This window comes from Methylobacter svalbardensis, from assembly GCF_037671525.1.
GTDB classification, from domain to species: domain Bacteria; phylum Pseudomonadota; class Gammaproteobacteria; order Methylococcales; family Methylomonadaceae; genus Methylobacter_A; species Methylobacter_A svalbardensis.
In genome coordinates this window covers 53,610-75,185 of record NZ_JAWPOH010000009.1, presented here as the reverse complement: position 1 = coordinate 75,185, position 21,576 = coordinate 53,610, and the positions used below count along the sequence as shown (strand labels likewise).

The window sequence follows — 21,576 nt, the reverse complement described above, 5'->3', positions numbered from 1 at the left end:
CTTGAAAATTGTATTTATTGGCGCATCTTCGCTGGCGATAGCGACCGCAGAATTGCTGCTACAAGGAGACCATGAAGTCATCATTATTGAAAAAGACAAGGCGGTAATCGATGAACTGATAGAAGGAATCGATTGCGTGTTCATGCATGGCAATGGCAGTAAACCGGCCATTCTAAGAGAGACCGACCCCGGTTCTATCGACATCCTGTTTTGTCTGACCAAGAGCGATGAAGCCAATATTATCGCCAGCCTGGTGGCGCTTTCGCTGGGGATTCAGCGGGTCATCACCCGGATCGAAGATGTTGAGTTCGAGCACATCTGCATAGAACTGGGACTGAACGATACCATTATTCCTACGCTTAACAATGCCCGCTATTTAGCGAATATCGCTGCCGGAAGAAATATTCTGGAGCTGTCGGCGATCATCCGAGGCAATGTCCGCTTGTTCAGCTTTATCGCCGACGAAACCTGCGAAGAACCGATCGGTGACCTGGATTTACCGAAACACTCCCGAGTGATATTTCTTTATCGGGATAACGTTTTTCAGCCAACCGACGAGGATACCAAACTTAAACAAGGCGATGAAGTTGTGCTGGTGACAACGACTGACGAATATGAGCAATTACATGAAAGATGGTCCAATGGCAAAGCCATGTAAAGACATACTTACCGTGACAGTCGTTAACAAATTTTGTGGGAGCGACGCTCCCACAATCGATTTTCATACTCCTAGGTCGGCTGCAAGCGCCATGTCCGCGCTCCGCCTAACAGCATCAAAACGCCGTCAACCGACTACTTAACAATTGCTGCGCCCTATCATCCGCACCCGACGGAAGTTTATCAGGGCTCGCGTTAATCCATGCCGCTATGTCCTTCCATGTGGCGGGCGCTTGCAAATCGCGTAACAGCATGTGGTAGCCGTGCGGGTATATCGCCACCGTTTTATTGGCCGCATCCGCTGCAAGAAATTGCCGCAAGAACGCATAAGTCGGCTCCTTGGGGATGATTTCGTCTTTCTCACCGTATAGCATCAGGGTATTTCCGCGTAGCGACGCGGCGCTGTTAAAAGCCTCATCCATCAGATCAGTCAAGCCATACACCGTTTCCACGCGAGTCGCTTTGATAACCCACGGATCACGCCCCATGGCTCTGAGCATGTCGATATTATCCGATGCCACGACATGTACACCCTTTCCGGTTAAAGTCAGCCAAGGCAGGCTGTGCGCCAGCGTCCAAAGCAAACCGGTTTGATACCACGGCATGGTTGACCTGGCCCATAACGCCGGAGCAGCAAGAATAATACCCTCAACTTCCGGCATATCCATCTGACTCATAGTCGTGATAACTATCGCGCCGCCCATGCTTTCTCCGAGCAGATAAAGCGGACGTTTCGGATAGCGTTGTTTGACCAGCCGCACCAAAACCTGCAAATCCTTGGTATAGGCCTTGCACCCTGCCCACAATCCGCGTTGCGGCGCCATGCCGAAACCGCGTTGATCATAAGCGAAACTGGCAATGCCTTGTTGACTGAAATACTCGCCAGGCGAATCAAAAAAACGGCTGTAATCGTTAAACCCATGCAGCGCAATAATAACCGCATGCGGTTCGGTTTTTGGTAACCAATGACGTAACGGTAAACTTGCGCCGTCTTCGGTCAGAAAAATATTCGCGCCAAGTTGCGCCATATTGTTTTCTGCGCCGGGCGGATAAGTCATCGGCATACAGCCGCTTAGCGTCAACAATGCAATTAATGTGTATCTGAATTTCATGCGTTGAGTCAAATCTGTGCGAGAAGTTTTTTATTATAACCGTTGTAGCGACGATAAATCCTCGCCTACAACACTAACAGGCAAAACATCAACGTTGTCGCTATCCAAACCTGGATTAAGGCCTTATCATATGCACAAATGCAGCACAGGACCTTAACCAGTTAACACCACCATTAACCATCATTACGCTTTGGCAAGACGATCCCGCTACCCCAAAAACGGCAACTTTCACTCATTGTCCATCAAGGGACTCTTGCGTAAAGCGATGCTTTATTTGCTGCTCACTTTCCTGGCTACCTCGGTAGGCTTGTGTGTATTGTTACGCTGGGTGCCTGCACCCACTTCGGCGTTTATGATGTATCGGCATATTGAAGATTTAATGGTCGACGGCTCGTTCAAGACCATTAAATACTCATGGGTCGGCGCAAAGAAAATCTCGGCCCATGCCTCTTCGGCGGTTATTGCCTCCGAAGACCAGCGGTTTTTCCAACACTCCGGTTTTGATTTGCGTTCCATAAATGCTTCTATTGATGATTATATTGACGGCGGTAAGCTCAGGGGGGCAAGCACTATTTCTCAACAAGTCGCCAAGAATTTATTTTTAACACCGTCAAAAAGTTTTGTTCGCAAGGGCCTGGAGGTCTGGTTTACGCTGCTGATCGAGTTGCTGTGGAGTAAGGATCGGATCTTGGTAGTTTACTTAAATATCGCCGAATTCGGCGACCATCTATTTGGCATAGAGGCCGCAAGCAAACACTATTTTGGTGTCCATGCAAGCCAAATCAGTCGATCTCAGGCAGCATTATTGGCAGCAACCTTGCCTAATCCTATACTTCTGCGAGCAGAACAACCATCAAGATACTTACTTAAGCGTCAATATTGGATACTCCGGCAAATGCAAAATCAATGAGTTTTTTAAGACTTGTGTCTGATATAATCCGCGCAAAATTTAATAACTGTCCGAGACAGGCTTCCTATCACCTCAGCACCCTGTATATAGAGATAAACCATGAGTATGCAAAAATCTATCCTCAACACTCATTTATTAGTGAATAGTTTGCTTATATCAAGTCTGCTTGGAGGTTGTGCGACCACCTCAAAGGTCAACGAAACAGACTCCTGGGAAGGCTGGAATCGCGGCACGCAAGAATTTAATGACGATCTGGATAAGGCCATTTTAAAACCCGTAGCAAAAGGCTATTTGTCGATAACACCAAAATTCGTGAATGATGGCGTAAGCAATTTCTTCAGTAATCTTAACGACATCGGCGTAACCGTCAATGACCTGCTGCAACTTAAAATGGCACAAGGCGGTATGGATGCCGGTCGATTCCTGATTAACACCACCGCTGGCGTTGCCGGTTTTGTTGATGTAGCAACCATGATTGACCTGCCCAAACATCACGAAGACTTCGGGCAAACCTTAGGTTTCTGGGGCGTTTCGTCAGGTAATTATCTGGTAGTGCCGCTTATGGGACCCAGTTCACCTAGAGAAGTCGTCGGGGCTGTTGGCGATGCTTTATTAAACCCGCTTACCTATACTTTTGTCTTTGCCGGTGGCGGAGCTGCTGTCAGCGCAATTAATAGCGGAGCAAAAGCTGTTGACGTCACCGATACCCGCGCCGATTTAATACCGACTGAGAAGATCGTTGATGAAGCCTCTATCGACCGTTATTCCTTTATCAAAAATGCTTACCAGCAGCGTCGTGAATATCTAGTCCATGACGGTAATGTTCCTGAAGAAGACGAACTCCAGTTGGAAGATGAAGCGGATACTGAAACGACAGGAATTGCAAAAACAACCAGCGCGGCACCGGCAATTAGCAACAATAACACCGGTTTAGCCCCTGTAACCGATCATTCCAGGCACTTTCTGGACTTATCAGCGCCCGTTAAGGAGTAAGCCAGACAACGTGACGATAACAGGTCGCCCTTTATGCTCCACAGCACTGCAGTTTTGAAATGAAATTTTCAGTATTTGTCTTGTTGTTGGCTGTTTTTTCAGGATGTTCCTCATCCCCTGTTGCAAATGACTGGGCAACAATCAAACAAGCGGCACAAATCGGCGATAGCGCCCAGAGTATCGGTTCTTATACGGCCGGTTGTTTGAGCGGCGCTGTCTCGTTACCTCAAAACGGCGCAGGTTATCAAGTGATGCGCCTCACACGAGGCCGATCTTATGGGCATCCCGACTTGATACGATTTATCGAGAATATCGCGCAGACGACGAATTCACAGCACTGGGGAATCTTGTTGATTGGCGACCTGGGACAACCGCGCGGCGGACCGACCCTAAGCGGACATCGCAGCCATCAAACCGGACTCGATGTCGATATCTGGTATTTGCTTTCACAACAAGCCGCAAGCCGAAACCTGGAATTTAATGAGCGTGAAACCTGGAGCGCTCCGTCGGTTCTTGTCGCCGAATCGGATGCTATCAATGATAATCAATGGTCGATGGCTCACGAGAAAATTCTTGAGACTGCGGCACGCAGACCCGAAGTCGAGCGCATCTTCGTCAACCCCAGCATCAAACGGCTATTATGCATGCGCAAGACAAGCCATGACTGGCTAAAAAAAATTCGTCCGTGGTGGGGGCATGACGATCATTTTCATGTGCGCCTCAAATGTCCACTGAATAATAAGAACTGCAGCGGACAGGAATCGCCTCCTGAAAGCGATGGCTGCGATGCGTCATTGGCCTGGTGGTTTTCAGAGGAAGCCAAAAAGCCGGCTCCAGCAGCTAAAAAACCGGAAGCGCTCACGCTTCCGCCACTCTGTGATGTCGTTTTAAACGCCAATAGCCAAACTAAATCAGGCCCTTCTCATCCCGAATCGGGACGATAAAGCCAAGCCCGTCATCCGTTGCAATAAATTCGGACAACTCCAGCCGCAGCTTATTCAGCGCTTCGTCAAGCGCTTCCCGCTTGACCTGATGAAACGAAGGCAGCATGGTTGATGCGTTATGGTACTTCAAAATATCCAATAATATTCTGGCCTGCTCAATGCTGTATCGATGTTTCACAACTTCTCCGTAGGTACTTTTATCCAAGTGTCCAATCATGCTTTATAGAATCCAATTTTTTTGATTGATTAGTCTGTTTAATTTTTTTTGCCTAAATTTAGATAATCAAGGTTTAAGGTCGGCTGGTGTTAGGACTTAGATTCTTTAGCCTTTAGCCTTAATCAATTAGTTTTCATCAAGCCATCCAGCGTCAACCCGCAACTGGGTGCAAACACTTTCATGAAAAAAACAACTTCCGCTTGCTCTGATGCGCCAATAGTTAAAGCCAATTGCGCGGCGGCGGTTTCAAATTCCAAATTTCCGGATTTTAATTCAGCCTGGCATTTGAGATAAGCCGATATTTTATCCGCCGCTTTGATAATCTGCACATGCTCTATCGGCATTCTGTCGTGCTGAATCAGCACCTGAAAATCCGCCTGTAACTCAACCGGCAAAAGCGCCAGCAACTCCAGCTCAGCCTGATGCTCAATCCGCTTGTAAGCCGCGCTGATTTCCGGGGAATGATATTTGATCGGCGTCGGCAAATCGCCGGTAATCACTTCGGTAATGTCGTGATACAAAGCCGCCGTAGCAACCGCATTGGCATCGACATTGCCATCATAATAGCGGTTTTTAATCAAGGCCAAGGTGTGCGCAATAACCGACACCTCCCAGCTATGCTCCATCACATTTTCATCATGCGCATTGCGCTTTAGTCCCCAACGTTTAATCCATCTTAGTCGCGATAAATAGGCGTAAAAACTGCTTGTTATTGGGTTCATATTTCAATCTATTTGTTCAAAAAAAGAGTTTTCTATCGGCGTCTGCACATAATGATTGTTATTATTCCGAAAGAAATCATAACCAGGATTTCATTGTTAAACCATTGGTATAAGTGATCCGATAATTCCCGTCCAGAAGCTCAACCGCCTTCTCGACAACCGGTTTTGTTGATCCGGCGCACAACCACCGGCAAAACCCGCATCCCTAATATGCCAATTACTTTCATCGATTGAACCTTTTATATATTTATAGCTGTTGATTGAACGTCTATGATGCTTAAATATATCATTTTACCCGACTATAAACATCATGCTTATTCAGTGGTACCCCGGCCATATGCACAAGGCTAGTAAAGCCGTCAAAGAAATCCTGCCCCAGGTTGACCTGATCATCGAAATTCTGGATGCGCGCATTCCGTTCAGCAGCCAAAACCCCATGCTGACCGACCTGCGCGGCGACAAGCCCTGCATCAAAGTGCTCAGCAAAAGCGACCTTGCCGACCCTGAAATTACGCAACAATGGCAAACCTATCTGGAGCAGGAACAAGGCGTAAAAACCCTGGCGTTGACCACCGAACAGCCCGAAAAAATGCGCCAACTGACCGAACTGTGCCACAAGATGCTGCCGACCAAACAGAGCAGCGGCAGACTCATCCACACGCTGATCATGGGCATACCTAATGTCGGCAAATCCACGCTGATCAACATACTGGCCGGAAGAATAATCGCCAAAACCGGCAATGAGCCGGCCATCACCAAGAGCCAGCAACGTATCGACATCGGCAACGGCATTATTCTTTGGGACACGCCAGGCATGCTGTGGCCCAACGTCGAAAATAAAAACAGCGGCTACCGACTGGCGACCACCGGCGCGATCAAAGACACCGCCATTACTCATGACCATGTCGCCTTCTTCGCCGCCGAATACCTGTTACAGCATTACCCGGATTTGCTGCAAACCCGCTTTCAGCTGGAGCAAATCCCGGAAAGCGAGCAACAGCTGATGGAAGCCATCGGCAAAAAACGCGGCTGTTTACGCTCAGGGGGACATATCGAGATGGATAAAGTGTCCAAAATTCTGCTGTCTGAATTCCGCGCCGGCACCATCGGCAGAATCAGCCTGGAAACCCCGGCCATGATGGAAAAAGAACTGGCGGAGCTGGTCATTATTCGCGAGCAGAAAGAAGCCAAGAAAAAAGCCCGAAAGCAAAAATGGAAGGGGGCAGGCTAACTTATGTCACCAAGGGATGCCCGAGGAGTAATGATGCGTAACAATGTCTGTTATAGAGTTTATAACTGTTTTTATGACCATGAAGGCCATGAAGATGATGAAGGAAAGAGAATTGGGTGATTTGTCGAATAAGGATTTTTAATCAACTTTACTGTAAAGTTATTAAAGCAAGGACGAAAAAAATTTTGTTTTATAAAATCATCTCTATAGAAAATGCAGGAAGTCAATACAGTAAATTCTTCATGCCCTTCATGCTCTTCATGGTAAAAATAAATAACATACCCTGAAACCAATATCCTTGCCAAGAAGCTCTAGCTTGCTGCTTAAACAAGTTGATTATAGCTGTGAACAAAAACGAGAGGACTAAACGAAATCATGAAAAGATTTTTCTTACTGATGCTGTCAATTTGGCGTCAACAATTAAAGGTTTACCTTGGCGTCGCTCTGACTGGCACGATAATCGGCATTTTTGTATTGGCTCCAAGTTACAACTACATCTACGCACGCGAACAGACAGCCGATCCGCTGTCATCAATCGAGTATGTCTTAAAGCAAGTCGCGTTTCTTTTTACGGGCAAGCTGTCCCATGAAAATGTCGTGTTGATTATGTTCTATGCTGAAATTGGCGCGATGCTTGGGCTATTGTCTCTGGTGCTATATAAATTTATTCATAAACGCCTAGTCAATATCGATCACTTAAAAACCGAATTAGATAAAGATTTACCGTCGATTATTCAGAAAGGCGAGAGCTCTTATTTGGAATTTAAATCTTCGTTGCGTTGGGATATGATTGAATCACGCATCAATCGCTCATTGGAAGGCGTCGTTCTAAAAACACTCGCCGGATTTTTGAATAGCCATCTAAGCGGAACATTACTGATTGGTGTAACGGACGATGGCCAGATTATCGGTCTGGATAAGGATTATCAAACCCTAAAAAACCCGAATCAGGATGGTTTTGAACAAAATTTAATGGCGGCTATTTCAAATAATTTGGGCACTGATCTCTGTCAGTTTGTCCACGTACTATTTCATGTAATTGATAATAAGGAAGTTTGTCGTCTTATTGTTTCCCCTGCACCCAGACCCGTATTTTTAGATCAAGGTAATACACCAAAGTTTTTTGTTAGAACCGGCGGGGGAACTCGTGATTTGAATATTCGGGAAGCGTTAGATTATATTCACGGCAGGTGGAAGCGCATTAAATAATGCGCAAGAAGAAAAGACCCAGAAATGACCTTTGTGACTGTAAATAGTTGGATAAGCTCATTTTTAATTAGAAGCCGTTTACACAGATTTTTTTACAACCTCGTATCAGACGGACTTGATGCGCTAGAAATTGCAGCTTTCTATCGAGAGATACATAGCTTATTTAGCACAACGTTTCGATTCGATGACAAGGAGGCCCTTATGGCAGAAGTACCGCAACCCTTACGCACCATTCTTCTGGTGGATGAGGAAATTAACATCATCAATGCTCTTAAGCGTACGTTACGATCTGATGGCTATACCCTCCTGACCGCCAATAGCGCCGAACAGGGTCTTGCCTTATTGGCGAAGCACGAAGTGGGCGTCATCATTTCCGATCAACGCATGTCGCACATGACGGGCGTGGAATTTCTACGCAGGGTTAAAATACTGTATCCCAAGTCATTACGCATAGTATTGTCTGGTTATACCGAACTTGAATCAGTCACCAGCGCCATTAACGAAGGGGCGATTTATAAATTTTTAACCAAGCCCTGGGACGATGACCTACTTCGGGATAACATTCGCGCGGCCTTTCACTGCTATGAAATGGAACAGGAAAATTTGCGTTTAACCCGGGAACTCCAGTCTGCCAATGACAAACTTTCCATGCTCAATCAAAACCTTGAGCAAAATGTAGCCGATAAAACCCGTGAAATCGTACACAGCCTTAACTTATTGCAAATTTCACAGGAAATTCTTGAGCATTTACCGATAGGCATTATTGGTATTGACGAACAGAATATGATAGTGGCGTCCAACCGATGCGCCGAGAAAATATTCTGCCAAGCTCCGGGCTGTCTGCTCGGGCTTATGACGGGGGACATTTTACCCGAGGCGCTTTTACAATTATTACAGCATGCCTATACGGATAACTCCGTGCCGCTTGACAGCGGCGTCGTGGAATCGAATGCAGGTGTTTCCATGCAGGTATTAATCAGTACCATGGGAGATAGCAGTCAATCGAAAGGAATCATTATGCTATTGACCCCATTAAAGAAAAATTAAAATGCCCAGCTTGGAAAATAAATTTTCGCGTTTGGCGGATTTCCCCCCCATACCGGTATTGCTTATGGAAGCAATGCAACAGATTAATGGCAAACAAGATCTGTCGATACTGGTCGATAAAATCAGCCAGGATCCATCCATGACCATACGGATTTTACGTATCGTCAACTCACCTTTCTACGGCATGTCCAGGGAAATAGGTTCTTTGCGTGAGGCCGTTGTTTTACTGGGTCTAAACCGAATCAGAGACATGCTGATTGGCATCTGTTTTTCAAAAATACTGCCTGCACAGCATAAAGACTTCAATTATCACCAGTTCTGGCATCACAGCATGTCCGTTGCCGAATGCACCCGGCAACTTGCGATCCATACCGGCACCAGTCCTGATCTTGCCTTCACCGCGGGATTGTTACACGACATCGGGCGCCTGGTGATTGTTGCACTTTTTCCTGAGGAATTCAGCCGGATTATTAATGAGCCGGCATCCCCCCTGATGGAAACGGAACAGCGCATCTTAGGCTTTGATAATGTGGAAATGGGGGGCAAGGCTGCACAGCACTGGAATCTTCCAATGGCTATCCAGGAGGCCATTGAGCAACACGAAACGCCACCCGAATCCGGTGCCGCCAAGTCGCTCGCGTTACTGGTCTACACCGCCAATTTGTTGATCGTCAAGACCGAACAAGCCGATGACTCCGCTTTGGAAGAACACGAATCCATATGCGCTACGCTTGCCATGCTCAATGTTTCAATCGATCAGGCAGCACATTGTACTGACAGCGGACGGCAGTTTGCTGATCAGGTCATCACCCTATCTTAATCAGGGAATTATATGCTATTAAATGAAGCTCGCCAGCTCAACTGGATTCATGATTTATACCGCTTAGCCCAATCCGATCTGCGGCAAGATAAAACCGATGTGGTATTTGAACGCATTCTGCAGCATATTGTGCAAGGCTTTAATGCCGATACCGGGTCATTAGCCTTGTGTCAAGAGGATGATGACCGGTTGACTATTGTTGCCGGCATTGGTTTACCGGCGGAATGTATAGGAAGTGTGATAACCCAGGGCAGCGGGATTATCGGTTGGGTGGTAAAAAACGGAAAACCGTTGTTACTTCAAGGGGATGTTGCGGACGATCCGCGTTTTGTCAGCCCTACTCGCAGGATGCAGACGCCTGTTCCATCGTCAGCGCTTTGTTGGCCGCTACAATTGGATAACAGGATTATTGGCGCATTAAGTGTCAACAGCTTGGATGAACAAGGGGGTTATACCGAAGAGGATCTGGAATTCGGAGGCGTACTGGTTAACCTGATCACCCTGGTCATTGATAATGCCAGACTGCATCATGAAAAGCAGCAGCGTATAGAGCAGACTACCAAGATGAACCAGCAGTTACAGACTACCCGTCACCATCTGGAGCAATCGAAAAAGCGCCTGAATGACACACTGGATTCTCTGGACAGTGTCGTCTGGTCAGTCACAGCGGACACTTTTGCACCTTTTTATCTCAATCAGGCGGCTAAAGATGTGTATGGTTATCCGGTTGCCGATTTTTTTAATCAACCCGGTTTATGGCTGGACATTATAGACCCTGCCGATCGAGAAAAAGTAAAAAACTGCCTGGAGCAATTAAAAAATACTATCGTACAAAAAATAACCTACCGTATCATTCACGTTGATAAAAAATCACGCTGGTTGCAGACTCATATGCGTTATATTCCTAATGCTCAGGATATTCCTGCACATTTTGACGGCATTACCGTCGATATTACCCAATATAAAAATGCTACAGGGTTATTAAAAAAGCAGAATGAAGAAATACAGACTACCTTGAACAAGCTGCAGGAGATGCAACAACAGCTATTGCAATCGGAAAAAATGGCATCTGTCGGTCAATTGGCTGCCGGCGTCGCACATGAAATCAATAATCCCATCGGCTATATCAATTCCAATCTGACCTCCTTGAAAAATTATATCGATAATTTACTGGCACTGGTGGCGATTTACGAAACAGCGGAAGCAACCTGCACCAATACCGGGCAACTCGCACACATTAAAGCCTTCAAACAGAAAATAGATCTGGACTATCTAAAGACTGATATCCTCGATTTATTGGAAGAATCTCATGAAGGCGCGACACGGGTGAAAAAAATCGTTCAGGATCTTAAAGACTTCTCTCATCTTGGCGGTGGCGATGACTGGCAATGGACTAATCTGCACACGGGACTTGAAAGTACGCTCAATATTGTCAACAGTGAAATCAAATACAAGGCAAAAATTGTCAAAGAATTTGGCGACCTGCCCGAAGTAAAATGCCTGCCACACCAGCTTAATCAGGTGTTTATGAATTTGCTGATCAATGCGGCACATGCTATTGAAAATGAAGGTATTATTACGTTGCGCACCGGCACGGAAAATGATCAGGCCTGGGTGGAAATCAGCGATACCGGCAAAGGCATAGCTCCTGAACATCAGAGTAAAATTTTTGATCCCTTTTTTACAACCAAGCCGATAGGTCAAGGTACCGGCTTGGGACTTTCGGTTTCCTACAATATTATCAAAAAACATCAGGGGGAAATTCAACTGACCAGCCAGTTGGGTCAGGGGACGACCTTTCGGATTATCCTGCCTATTAGCGGCGCGATTATTGAAAATGTGTAAAATGGCTATCATGTTAATTGAAATAAAGCTGGAGTGGCTATGCCGACTGAACTGACTAGCGTTGCTGATGACAAGACTGCCGCGATATTGTTTGTCGATGATGAAGCGAATGTACTTAAAGCCTTGCGCCGCTTGTTTCATAATGAACCGTATCTCGCCTACTTTGCCTCAAGCGGCGCCGAAGGTCTGGAGATATTACGACAAAATGCCGTTGACCTGATTATTTCCGATATGCGTATGCCGGAAATGAGCGGTGCGGAATTTTTAACCGAGGTTGTCATGCAATGGCCGGAGACTGTCCGTATTTTACTGACCGGCTATACCGATTTTCAATCGGCGATTGATGCCGTCAATAAAGGGCGTATTTACAATTATTGCAATAAACCCTGGAATGATGAGGAACTTAAATTACTGGTTCGCAATGCCCTGGAACAAAAGCATCTGCGCGAGGAGCGGGATCGTTTATCGGGTATTGTTTACCAGCAAAATAAAGAATTAAAAGAGCTCAACGAACATCTGGAAGAAAAAGTCGAGCAGCGCACCGAGCAGCTTAAGAATACTAAGCAGCATCTTGACCAGGCAAATAAGAGCCTGGAAAAACAATATATCAATTCCATCAAGACATTCTCACGTATTATTGAAATGCGCCCCGGCATTAAAAGCGGGCAGTCAAAATATATCGCCGAAAAAGCCTTGCTGGTTGCCCGTAAACTGGGCGTAAACGCCGAGGAGAGGAAACATATTTTTTATGCCGGATTGCTGATACAGATCGGCAAGATGAGTTTGCCGGATAAATTGCTGGCAGAGTCTTATTTCTCAATACCTCTTGCCGACAAACAAAGCTATTTAAAACATGCCGTCGAAGGCGAAGCTTTATTGAAGGGATTGACCCAGTTAAAAGGTGCGTCTGTTTTAATCCGGCATCAATACGAACGCTACGACGGCTCGGGTCTTCCCGACGGTCTGGCTAAACAAAAAATCCCCCTGGGCTCCCGTATTCTGAATGTGGTTGGCGATTATATCGCGTATCTTGAGGGTTCAATGACCGGTGAGGTCATGTCCGTTAGCTCAGCAGTCATTCAATTAACGAGTCGAAAAGGAAGTTATTATGACCCTGATATTATCGATGCTTTTGTTAAAGTGCTTAAAGACACATCCGTTGAAGAGGAAGTGACTACGGAACTCCCTGAGATTAAAAAATCATGGAAGAACAGCAGACTACTGGGCGGGACAGAAAGTTTTATCGTGGAGCGCCCGGTTATGGAAATCTCATGGATGCAACTGAAACTCGGCATGGAAGTGGATAGCATTTATTTTGAGAATAAGCCTTATCTTAAAAATTGTATTGTAGATCAACGAATAATCAACAACATCAAGGCATTAAGAGAGAACGCCGGTAAAAACCCTGTCATTAAAATTCGCATGGGCAAGAAATAATACAACTAAACCCACACTCAAGAACTACAAGACAACATTGAGCAGCCCGGCCGTTGCCTTGCCCAGTCAGGCCGTTTTAACGCGAATGCTTCTTTGCCGGGTTGTTCGTTATACGGATGGCGCAACAGTTCCAACAACTCATTGACCATCGAAAAATCACCGTGCTCTGCCTTGTCTATCGCCAGTTGCGCCAGATAATTGCGTAAAACGTATTTGGGATTGGCGGCGTTCATGGTTTTGATCCGCTCGGCATCGGCTATCCCGGAAGCTTGAACCCGTCTTATATAAGACCTGAGCCAGTTACCAAGACGCGCCTTGTAATCATCGGTTATCTGCCCAGGCACATAATAAGCTTCCATCAGCGGCGTCATCAAAGCCTCATCACTGAGTTCAACAGCCATGACCAGCAGCGCAAGCTTGCGGTAAAAAATGGTCATGTCGGTCTCAACCAACTGCAACAGGATCAACAACTCGGTATTTAGTTCGTTATCAATGGCTGGATCATAGGTATTCAGCCCCAGCTTGGCGGCGACCATGGTTTGCCAGCCCTGCTCAAAGGTATCTTTATAGGCATTAATCGCCTGTTGCAGGGGTTCGACCTGCTCTATCAGCGGATAGATGGCGTTGGCCAGTTGCCCGAGATTCCAGAAAGCGATTTGCGGCTGGTTGCCGAAACGATACCGACGATCCGCCGCATCGGTGGTATTGGGCGTCCAGTTGGGGTCGTAATTTTCCAGCCAACCGTAGGGACCGTAGTCTATGGTGAGACCGAGTATCGACATATTATCGGTATTCATCACGCCATGAACAAAGCCGACACGCTGCCAGTGCACTATCATTTCCGCCGTTCTGCGGCAGACTTCTTCAAACCATTTAAGATAAACGTCCAGCGACGGCTCGCCTAAATGCGGAAAATCGGTGCGGATAGTGTAATCCAGCAATTTTTTCATCAGCTCGATCTCACCCCTGGCGGCGAAAATCTGAAAACTGCCAAAACGGGTAAACGATGGCGCAACCCGGCAAATCACGGCACCCGGCTCCGGCTTGGGGTCGCCGCTGTAAAACATATCCCGAATAACCTCCTCGCCGGTCAGTATCAGGCTCAATGCCCGCGTGGTCGGCACACCCAGATGATGCATGGCTTCGCTGCACAAAAATTCACGCACCGAGGAGCGCAACACCGCCAAGCCGTCCGCATTCCTTGAGTAAGGCGTGGAACCTGCACCTTTAAGCTGTAACATCCAATGCTCACCTCGGTGATTGACCACTTCGCCCAGATTAATGGCGCGGCCATCGCCGAGCTGTCCCGCCCAATTGCCGAACTGGTGGCCGCCGTAACAGGTGGCATAGGGATCCATGCCGGGTAACAGACGATTGCCGACAAACACTTGGGTAAAATCGTCAGACCCGCAAATGTCCGAATCCAAATCCAGTAGTTCTGCAACCTCTCTGGCATAAGCGACTGTTTGCGAATCGGCAACTTTGGTCGGCAACACCCGCGAATAACAGGCGCCAAATACCTGACGGCGATTGTTGACGGTTTCGGGATCGGCGGGTAATTCGCGTAAAAAACGGTTATCGAAAATCAAGTCATCGAATCGTGATATTTTTTTTTGAGAAGCCATCATAATCATAAAAATCTCTCGTTAGTATATACAGCTCTAAATCGGAATCATCATATCGCCATAGCGAGGATCACATTCGAAGCTCTCGCATTATTTAGAACGCACCGAGTGTCTCCGAACCCTCACATCCCTATGCCTGGATTTGCTTCGCACTCTGTCGGGTCGGGCGTCCCTGCCGTATGATCGTGTCTCGTAGACATTTATGTATAAAGCTGAGTCCATATTCGGTGAACCGTTAAATTGATAATTCATGTTTATTCTAGCGTTAAACATGAATTCCCCTTAATATTCAGTTAAAATGATTGCGTTAAAAACCTCCGCTTTGAGTTGGCGGTGTGTCATTTTATTTAATGAATTACTCTGAGGCCGTCGTATGCATAAAAATCTTCTTACCTTCATTTGGGGCGCAACAATGCTCCTTGCACACTCATGGAGTCAAGCGGCCAGCGACTTACCTCCTACGGCCAAGGTAGATATGGGACCGGTAGAAGAAGTCTGTTCCGATTTTATTTCTCCCGAATGGCGTAAAGAACAAGTCATCGATGGTGTAACAATACAGGCTTCACGGCTATGTAATCCCGACAATCCGTCTGACATCGCCGCCTTTGTCAAGGGCACCAACGGCGTTTCCATGAAAACACTGATGGAAACTCAACTCGCTGCCGACGCCATCACGATGTCGGACGATATCGATGGCGACGGCGACCCCGATAAAATCATTATCAGGCTTGAAGTTGTCGAGCTCAACGGCCATTCGCCGGATATGAAAGACCCCACTACTACTTTCGACATAGCCCCTGGCATACAGCCGACTTTTTGGGTTTTTGCGCCGAAAACCCGGGACATGTCAACTAAAAGTATTTACGAGCTGGTAGCCAATCCATTACTGCGGGTACCGTCTCCGGCAATTCATGTCGAGCAGGATGACGTGATCTGGCTGATTCTGGAAAACACCCATTATTTGCCGCATTCCATCCATTTGCACGGTATCGATCATCCGTTCATGGATATGAGCGGCGTCGGCAATGATGGCGTTGCCCAAACCAGCAATATGGATACCATGCCGGGAGAAAGCAAAACTTATGTCATCAAGCCGCGCCAAGCGGGCACCATGTATTACCATTGTCATGTTCAGCCCCATACCCATATTCCGATGGGCTTACAGGGTATTTTTGTGGTTGAGGAAAACCGTCCCAATAACTGGCCGCAAACTTTTAACGTCGGCGCCGGTCAAGTGCGTCACCCCTCGGTAGCGGTGCTGGAAAAATATGCCCGCGAGTACGATTTGCATTATGGATCGGCCGATAAGGAATTACATAATGTGATTGCCCGGTCAGCCAACGATCCGCGTCTGATTGCCAAGCATATGAATACGGAATATGACGTGACCGATGCCACCGACGATTATTTTATGCTCAACGGCCGCTCTTTCCCTTATACGCTAAGGGAATCGCTGATCGAAATGCAGCAGGACGAAAAAGTCAAACTGCGTATTTATAACGGCACCCAGGATACTTTAGCTTTCCATGCGCATGGACACAAACCCACCGCAACCCATTACGATGGCGTTGATAATGGTCCGAATTCCTATATGACCCGGGACGTACATGCTATTGCACCCGCTCAGCGGTTGGATTTGGAATTAAGCGGTGTCGATGATGGCTTGCATAGCTTCGGTCCAGGCATCTGGATGTTCCATGACCATGTTGAAAAAGCGTTTACCACTGACGGCATTGGTGAAGGCGGCGATATCAGTCTGGTCGTCTACAGAGACTTCCTAGATGAAAAAGGCATGCCCAAATCGCACGGCATGGATCTTACCCCCTATTTCAGCAAGGAACTGTGGAAACGTAATTATCCGATCTGGCAGGATTACGATAAATGGCACAGCTTAGGTCTGCCGGATCTGAAAGCAGACTATAAGCCTTCTAAAGTGGCGGTACAAACCGTAAAAGAACAATGGGCGCCTGCAACTCCGCAAGCCGAACCGGAAAGTTCCGCTTTTGGAAAATTGGTATTCGGTTTAATACTGGGTTTATTAAGCTATGTGCTGATCATTAACCGGAAGATGATTTACGACCGTGTTCGTAAGCTGATTAATAAATAAGCCAAGCAGGGTGGGCAGCGCTTTTCTGCCCACCCTAGCCGACTTCATTACCTAAAGGCAGCATATTCTTAGGACTAGGCACAAGGATGCCAAATGCCGCCTCCTTCTACCTAAGCCAATCTTCAACTACGGATAATACCTCTCGATAAAAGACCGTCGCTTTTTATGCGTTTGTACCATAAAAACGACTATTAAACAGAGAAAGCCGATGACCTCAATATGATGCGACCCCGTTCTATACTTGCTGTAGCACTGGTCTGCGGTTGCTTTTCGGCATCAGCAGAACCCATTCATCTACAGCTACGTTGGCATCACCAGTTTCAATTCGCCGGCTATTATGCGGCGTTAGAAAAAGGTTATTACCAAAAAGCCGGACTCGATGTCATTATCCACGAAGGTACCCCGGAAAAAAAACCGGTACAGGAAGTCCTTCAAGGCCATGCCCAGTATGGCGAGGCCAATAGCGAATTACTACTGGAACGGTTGCGCGGCGCACCGCTAGTCGCCTTGGCTGCGATATACCAGCATTCTCCTTCGGTGTTACTGGCACGCAAAGATGCCGGCATTTTTTCACCTGACGATTTAGTCGGGAAAAAAATCATGTTGTTGGATCAAACCATGGACGCTGATTTTGTCGCGATGTTCAATAATGAGGGCATAGACATCAGCCGTTTTCATGTCATCCCCAGCAGTTATGACATTAACGATCTAGTTGACGGCAAAGTAGACGCGTTTAATTCTTACTTAAGCAATGAGCCTTATTTTCTAAAGCAGCAAGGGCTTGAATTCACCGTACTGAACCCGCGCAACTACGGCGTCGATTTCTACAGCGACATCCTGTTTACCACGGAAGACGAGCTTAAACAGCATCCCGAACGCGTCAAAGCCTTCCGTCAAGCCAGTCTCGAAGGCTGGTATTACGCCATGAATCACCCGCAAGAAATTATTGATCTGTTGCTCAACAAATACAAAGTCGCCAAATCCAGAGACCATCTTGAGTTTGAAGCCGAGGCAATCCGTTCATTGATAGTGCCTGATATAGTTGATTTGGGGCACATGAACCCTTGGCGCTGGCGACATATGGCGGAAACATTTATCGAAGCGGGCATGGTTGAAAACGATCTATTTCTGCAAGATTTTAGTTATGATCCCAACCCCAAAGCCGATCAAGAAAAACTGCTTCAATATATCAAAATTGCCGTCGTCATCAGCCTATTAACCGGTGTTATTACCTTAATCCTGTTAGCTTCCTATAGAGCGCAAAAACGAAAAAATAAAATAGCCGACCGCAACGAAAAACTGTTACGTCTGGCGCACGATACCGCCGGTATAGGCTACTACGTGGCCGACCTTGAGAGCGGTCGCTGGGAAAGCTCGCCTATGCTGGATCAGATTTTCGGCATCGACACACACTTTGAACGGGATATCCCCAATTGGGTAGCGCTGATTGATCCGGAACACCGTCAATGGGTAGTTGATCAGCATCAGACAATAATCCGTACCCACGAACAGTTTTCGATGGAATATATAATCGTCCGCCCTAACGATAACAAAACACGCTGGGTCATCGATCATGGCGACATCGAGTGCGACAATGTCGGAAAACCCGTAAAATTGGTTGGCACCATCCAGGACATTACTGAACGTAAACAAGCGGAAGTTGCCCTACGCGAAAGCGAAGATGCATTTCGACATCTGTTTGAAGATTCCAGCGACCCCGCTTTACTGATCAAAGAGGGGCGCTTCATCGACTGCAACGCCGCCGCACTGAGCCAGCTTGGGCTTAATTCAAAGTCAGAATTGATCAATTGCGGACCCGGTGAAATATCTCCAGCCTATCAACCCGATGGTCGATCCTCTGAGGGAAAGGCGTCTGAAATGATAGCCACTGCTGTGCGGGTGGGATATCACCGGTTCGAATGGCAGCATCTGCGAGCCAATGGATCGCCTCTTCCTGTCGAGGTGTCGCTAACAGCTATGACAGTGCATGCCGAGCTTATTGTCCATGCCTGTTGGCGTGACATCACCGAACGCAAAGCCGTCGAAAATGATTTACGTACCCGTACCGATGAACTGGCTTTACAAAACCAAGTTCTTCAACTGATTAACCGGAGAGTCGACCTACCCGAAGTATTGAATACATTAGCCCTTCAAATTGAAGCGCTACATCCTAATATGTTGTGCTCAATTTTACTGTTGGATGAAGACAGCAAACATCTACGCTATGGTGCAGCACCCAGCTTACCCGACTTTTACAATCAAGCCATTGATGGCCTGGCGATTGGCAACGGCGTCGGTTCTTGCGGTACGGCGGCGTATCTCGGCGAACGCGTTATCGTGGAAGATGTGCAACAGCATCCTTATTGGGAAGCGTATCGCGGTCTCGCCAAGCAAGCCAACCTGCAATCCTGCTGGTCACAGCCGATTAAAAATAACCTGGGGGGGGTCATCGGGACTTTCGCCGTCTATCATCGACTACCGGCGCAACCAACCGATGCCGAAATCGACCTGATAGACCACTATGCCGGCCTGGCACAATTGGCGATCGAACGAAGCCGGTCAATGTTACAAATAGCGGAATCGCTATCGATACTAAGAGCCACTTTGGAATCCACCGGCGAGGCCATTCTGGCTGTAGATCTGAACAACAATTGGCTGCTGCATAACCAAAAATTCGCTGATTTGTGGCAAATTCCCGATGAAATCATCGCCGCTAAGATAGGAGCTGAAGACGGCAGTATAGAGCTGTTGTATGGACCCAATCAAATCAAAGACTCCGAGGCTTTCTCAAATAAAGTAACCGAACTGTACGCAACTCCGGAAGCTCACTCCTTCGATATTATTGAGTTTAAGGATGGAAAAATCGTCGAGCGCTATTCCATCCCTCAGATAATTGACCATAAAGTGGTCGGCAGAGTATGGAGTTTTCGCGATGTTACCGAGCAGAAACAGGCCGAAGCAGGGCTACGCATCGCCGCAACCGCCTTTGAATCGCAAGAAGGTATGTCCATCACCGATGCCAATCAGATTATCCTGAAAGTCAACAAGGCGTTTACCCGCGTCACCGGCTATAGCCCGGAAGAAGTTATTGGACAAACCCACGCTTTGCTTAATTCGGGCCGTCAGGATGCCGACTTTTACCAAGCGTTACAACATAGCTTAAAACAGGATGGCTACTGGGAGGGCGAAATATGGAACAAACGCAAAAACGGCGACATCTACCCCGAATGGCTCAGCATTACCACGGTTAGCGATACGAATAACCAGATCATTAACTACGTTTCCGCTTTCACCGACATCACCAAAAATAAGGAAGCTGAAGAAACCATTCACAATCTGGCTTATTATGATCCGCTCACGGCACTGCCAAATCGCCGCCTTCTGTGGGAGCGACTGACGCATGCTATCGAAATGGAGCGACGTGACGGCAAACAACTGGCATTGCTGATGCTTGATCTGGATCGTTTCAAAGCGGTCAATGACAGCATGGGACACTTGGCGGGTGACGAATTACTGCAACAAGTCGCTGCCCGTATCAAAGCCAGATTGCGCGATGTCGATATGGTTGCTCGTTTGGGTGGTGATGAGTTTGTCGTTCTGCTAGAAAATATTACCCATCCGGAAGATGCGGCGCGGGTCGCCGAGAATATTGTCGCCGATTTGGGCCGACCCTTTCAATTGCTGCAAAGTAGCATTACCTATCCTGAGCTAAGCCGAAAGGTCATAATCGGCGCCAGCATCGGCATTAGCTTGTTTCCACAGCACGGCGACAGCCCTGAAAAGCTGATGGATAATGCCGACATTGCACTTTACCGTGCCAAAGATGAAGGACGCAGTTGTTTTGCCTATTTTTCCGAAGAATTTACCGTTATCACCCGTGAACGCATTGCCCTGGAAACTCGCCTGCGTCGCGCCACTGAACGACAGGAATTGTGTGTCTATTATCAGGCACAAATCGACATCGTCAGCGGCCTGATCGTCGGTGCCGAAGCGTTGGTACGCTGGCAAGACCCCAACGAAGGACTGATTTCACCAGCCAACTTCATTCCTATTGCCGAAGAAACAGGCCTAATTTTGGAAATTGGCGCCTGGGTGCTGCGTGAAACTTGCCTGCAAGGCCAGCGCTGGATAGATATGGATTTGCCATCGATAACTTTAGCGGTCAACGTATCGCCGCACCAGTTCCGCCGTAGCGACATCAATGCTCTGGTAGCAGAGGTGTTGCACGAAACCGGCTTTCCGGCTGAACGATTAGAACTGGAACTAACCGAAAGCGGCTTAATGGAAAACGAAGAAAAAGCCGCCGAGGTACTCAACAATTTGCGCGCTCAAGGCATTCGACTGGCCATTGACGACTTCGGCACCGGTTATTCGTCGCTGGCCTACCTGAAGCGCTTTCCGCTGAATGTGCTAAAAATTGACAAGAGCTTTATTGATGATATTCCCTCGGCACAAGACGATATGGAAATTACCGCGACGATAATTGCGATGGGGCATATTTTAGGCTTTAAGGTATTAGCCGAAGGCGTAGAAACGCTTGAGCAACTGGCATTCCTGCGAGAAAAAGGCTGCGACGCTTACCAGGGTTTCATCAAAAGCAAACCCCTGCCGGCCGAAGAGTTTGCCCAGTTATTGCGGGATCAAGTCTGTATGACTGATGTTTCGCCATAGTTAACCTAAAAACCGCAGTACAATTAGTC

General features: G+C 47.3%; 16 protein-coding genes. 12 read left to right on the top strand and 4 right to left on the bottom strand.

The genetic code is table 11. The features are described 5' to 3' along the window. Position 1: 1 nt before the first annotated feature. Positions 2-658 (top strand): potassium channel family protein, encoded by a 657-nt coding sequence (locus RW114_RS05765; RefSeq protein WP_340121771.1) that lies wholly within the window; start codon positions 2-4, stop codon positions 656-658. A 115-nt stretch (positions 659-773) separates the two neighbouring features. Here the strand turns inward: RW114_RS05765 and RW114_RS05760 are convergent, their stop codons facing one another. Next, a complete protein-coding gene (locus RW114_RS05760) occupies positions 774-1,769 on the bottom strand; it encodes an alpha/beta hydrolase (RefSeq protein WP_340121770.1) in 996 nt (331 codons plus the stop codon). Positions 1,770-1,959: 190 nt separating this feature from the next. On the opposite strand from RW114_RS05760, the gene mtgA reads away from it, so the two are divergent. The 3 genes from mtgA to mepA all read left to right on the top strand — a co-directional run bounded on the left by mtgA (position 1,960) and on the right by mepA (position 4,616). Continuing rightward, positions 1,960-2,679, top strand: a complete 720-nt coding sequence (gene mtgA / locus RW114_RS05755) for a monofunctional biosynthetic peptidoglycan transglycosylase (RefSeq protein ID WP_422614790.1) — start codon at positions 1,960-1,962, stop codon at positions 2,677-2,679. A 99-nt stretch (positions 2,680-2,778) separates the two neighbouring features. After that, a complete protein-coding gene (locus RW114_RS05750) occupies positions 2,779-3,672 on the top strand; it encodes an MlaA family lipoprotein (RefSeq protein ID WP_340121769.1) in 894 nt (297 codons plus the stop codon). Between the two features lie 59 nt (positions 3,673-3,731). Then, positions 3,732-4,616: a penicillin-insensitive murein endopeptidase gene (gene mepA / locus RW114_RS05745; RefSeq protein ID WP_340121768.1), complete on the top strand. Its 885-nt coding sequence runs from the start codon at positions 3,732-3,734 to the stop codon at positions 4,614-4,616. Here mepA and RW114_RS05740 read toward each other — a convergent pair. Together RW114_RS05740 and yfbR are read right to left on the bottom strand one after the other, a co-directional pair. Further along, the gene (locus RW114_RS05740) at positions 4,579-4,794 is read right to left on the bottom strand and encodes a hypothetical protein (RefSeq protein WP_340121767.1); all 216 of its coding nucleotides are present in this window, start codon (positions 4,792-4,794) and stop codon (positions 4,579-4,581) included. The two genes, mepA and RW114_RS05740, sit on opposite strands and share 38 nt — an antisense overlap. 161 nt (positions 4,795-4,955) lie before the next feature. Further along, complete coding sequence (gene yfbR / locus RW114_RS05735) at positions 4,956-5,555, bottom strand: 5'-deoxynucleotidase (RefSeq protein ID WP_340121766.1); 600 nt, start codon at positions 5,553-5,555, stop codon at positions 4,956-4,958. Positions 5,556-5,865: 310 nt separating this feature from the next. On the opposite strand from yfbR, the gene ylqF reads away from it, so the two are divergent. The 6 genes from ylqF to nosR all read left to right on the top strand — a co-directional run bounded on the left by ylqF (position 5,866) and on the right by nosR (position 13,144). Next, a complete protein-coding gene (ylqF, locus tag RW114_RS05730) occupies positions 5,866-6,786 on the top strand; it encodes a ribosome biogenesis GTPase YlqF (protein WP_340121765.1) in 921 nt (306 codons plus the stop codon). Positions 6,787-7,161: 375 nt separating this feature from the next. Beyond that, positions 7,162-7,995: an AlbA family DNA-binding domain-containing protein gene (locus RW114_RS05725; protein WP_340121764.1), complete on the top strand. Its 834-nt coding sequence runs from the start codon at positions 7,162-7,164 to the stop codon at positions 7,993-7,995. A 201-nt stretch (positions 7,996-8,196) separates the two neighbouring features. Continuing rightward, complete coding sequence (locus RW114_RS05720; RefSeq protein ID WP_340121763.1) at positions 8,197-9,042, top strand: ATP-binding response regulator; 846 nt, start codon at positions 8,197-8,199, stop codon at positions 9,040-9,042. Between the two features lies 1 nt (position 9,043). Beyond that, the gene (locus RW114_RS05715) at positions 9,044-9,862 is read left to right on the top strand and encodes an HDOD domain-containing protein (protein WP_340121762.1); all 819 of its coding nucleotides are present in this window, start codon (positions 9,044-9,046) and stop codon (positions 9,860-9,862) included. 12 nt (positions 9,863-9,874) lie between these two features. Next, positions 9,875-11,707: an ATP-binding protein gene (locus RW114_RS05710; RefSeq protein ID WP_340121761.1), complete on the top strand. Its 1,833-nt coding sequence runs from the start codon at positions 9,875-9,877 to the stop codon at positions 11,705-11,707. 39 nt (positions 11,708-11,746) lie between these two features. After that, positions 11,747-13,144 carry a response regulator c-di-GMP phosphodiesterase, NosR family gene (gene nosR / locus RW114_RS05705; protein ID WP_340121760.1) on the top strand — a complete coding sequence of 466 codons (1,398 nt, stop codon included), beginning with the start codon at positions 11,747-11,749 and terminating at the stop codon, positions 13,142-13,144. A 17-nt stretch (positions 13,145-13,161) separates the two neighbouring features. Here the strand turns inward: nosR and RW114_RS05700 are convergent, their stop codons facing one another. Then, positions 13,162-14,778: a protein adenylyltransferase SelO gene (locus tag RW114_RS05700; protein WP_479687022.1), complete on the bottom strand. Its 1,617-nt coding sequence runs from the start codon at positions 14,776-14,778 to the stop codon at positions 13,162-13,164. 364 nt (positions 14,779-15,142) lie between these two features. On the opposite strand from RW114_RS05700, the gene RW114_RS05695 reads away from it, so the two are divergent. Continuing rightward, positions 15,143-16,876 carry a multicopper oxidase domain-containing protein gene (locus RW114_RS05695; protein ID WP_340121759.1) on the top strand — a complete coding sequence of 578 codons (1,734 nt, stop codon included), beginning with the start codon at positions 15,143-15,145 and terminating at the stop codon, positions 16,874-16,876. Between the two features lie 219 nt (positions 16,877-17,095). Then, positions 17,096-21,547: an EAL domain-containing protein gene (locus tag RW114_RS05690; RefSeq protein ID WP_340121758.1), complete on the top strand. Its 4,452-nt coding sequence runs from the start codon at positions 17,096-17,098 to the stop codon at positions 21,545-21,547. Positions 21,548-21,576 lie beyond the last annotated feature (29 nt).

What these genes read in the sequence shown, in the direction of transcription:
- RW114_RS05695 (WP_340121759.1), top strand. Translation starts at nt 15,143, where the DNA reads ATGCATAAAAATCTTCTTACCTTCATTTGGGGCGCAACAATGCTCCTT.
- nosR (WP_340121760.1), top strand. Translation starts at nt 11,747, where the DNA reads ATGCCGACTGAACTGACTAGCGTTGCTGATGACAAGACTGCCGCGATA.
- RW114_RS05720 (WP_340121763.1), top strand. Translation starts at nt 8,197, where the DNA reads ATGGCAGAAGTACCGCAACCCTTACGCACCATTCTTCTGGTGGATGAG.
- yfbR (WP_340121766.1), bottom strand. Translation starts at nt 5,555, where the DNA reads ATGAACCCAATAACAAGCAGTTTTTACGCCTATTTATCGCGACTAAGA.
- RW114_RS05760 (WP_340121770.1), bottom strand. Translation starts at nt 1,769, where the DNA reads ATGAAATTCAGATACACATTAATTGCATTGTTGACGCTAAGCGGCTGT.
- RW114_RS05715 (WP_340121762.1), top strand. Translation starts at nt 9,044, where the DNA reads ATGCCCAGCTTGGAAAATAAATTTTCGCGTTTGGCGGATTTCCCCCCC.
- RW114_RS05750 (WP_340121769.1), top strand. Translation starts at nt 2,779, where the DNA reads ATGAGTATGCAAAAATCTATCCTCAACACTCATTTATTAGTGAATAGT.
- RW114_RS05690 (WP_340121758.1), top strand. Translation starts at nt 17,096, where the DNA reads ATGATGCGACCCCGTTCTATACTTGCTGTAGCACTGGTCTGCGGTTGC.
- RW114_RS05700 (WP_479687022.1), bottom strand. Translation starts at nt 14,778, where the DNA reads ATGATTATGATGGCTTCTCAAAAAAAAATATCACGATTCGATGACTTG.
- mepA (WP_340121768.1), top strand. Translation starts at nt 3,732, where the DNA reads ATGAAATTTTCAGTATTTGTCTTGTTGTTGGCTGTTTTTTCAGGATGT.
- RW114_RS05725 (WP_340121764.1), top strand. Translation starts at nt 7,162, where the DNA reads ATGAAAAGATTTTTCTTACTGATGCTGTCAATTTGGCGTCAACAATTA.
- ylqF (WP_340121765.1), top strand. Translation starts at nt 5,866, where the DNA reads ATGCTTATTCAGTGGTACCCCGGCCATATGCACAAGGCTAGTAAAGCC.
- RW114_RS05710 (WP_340121761.1), top strand. Translation starts at nt 9,875, where the DNA reads ATGCTATTAAATGAAGCTCGCCAGCTCAACTGGATTCATGATTTATAC.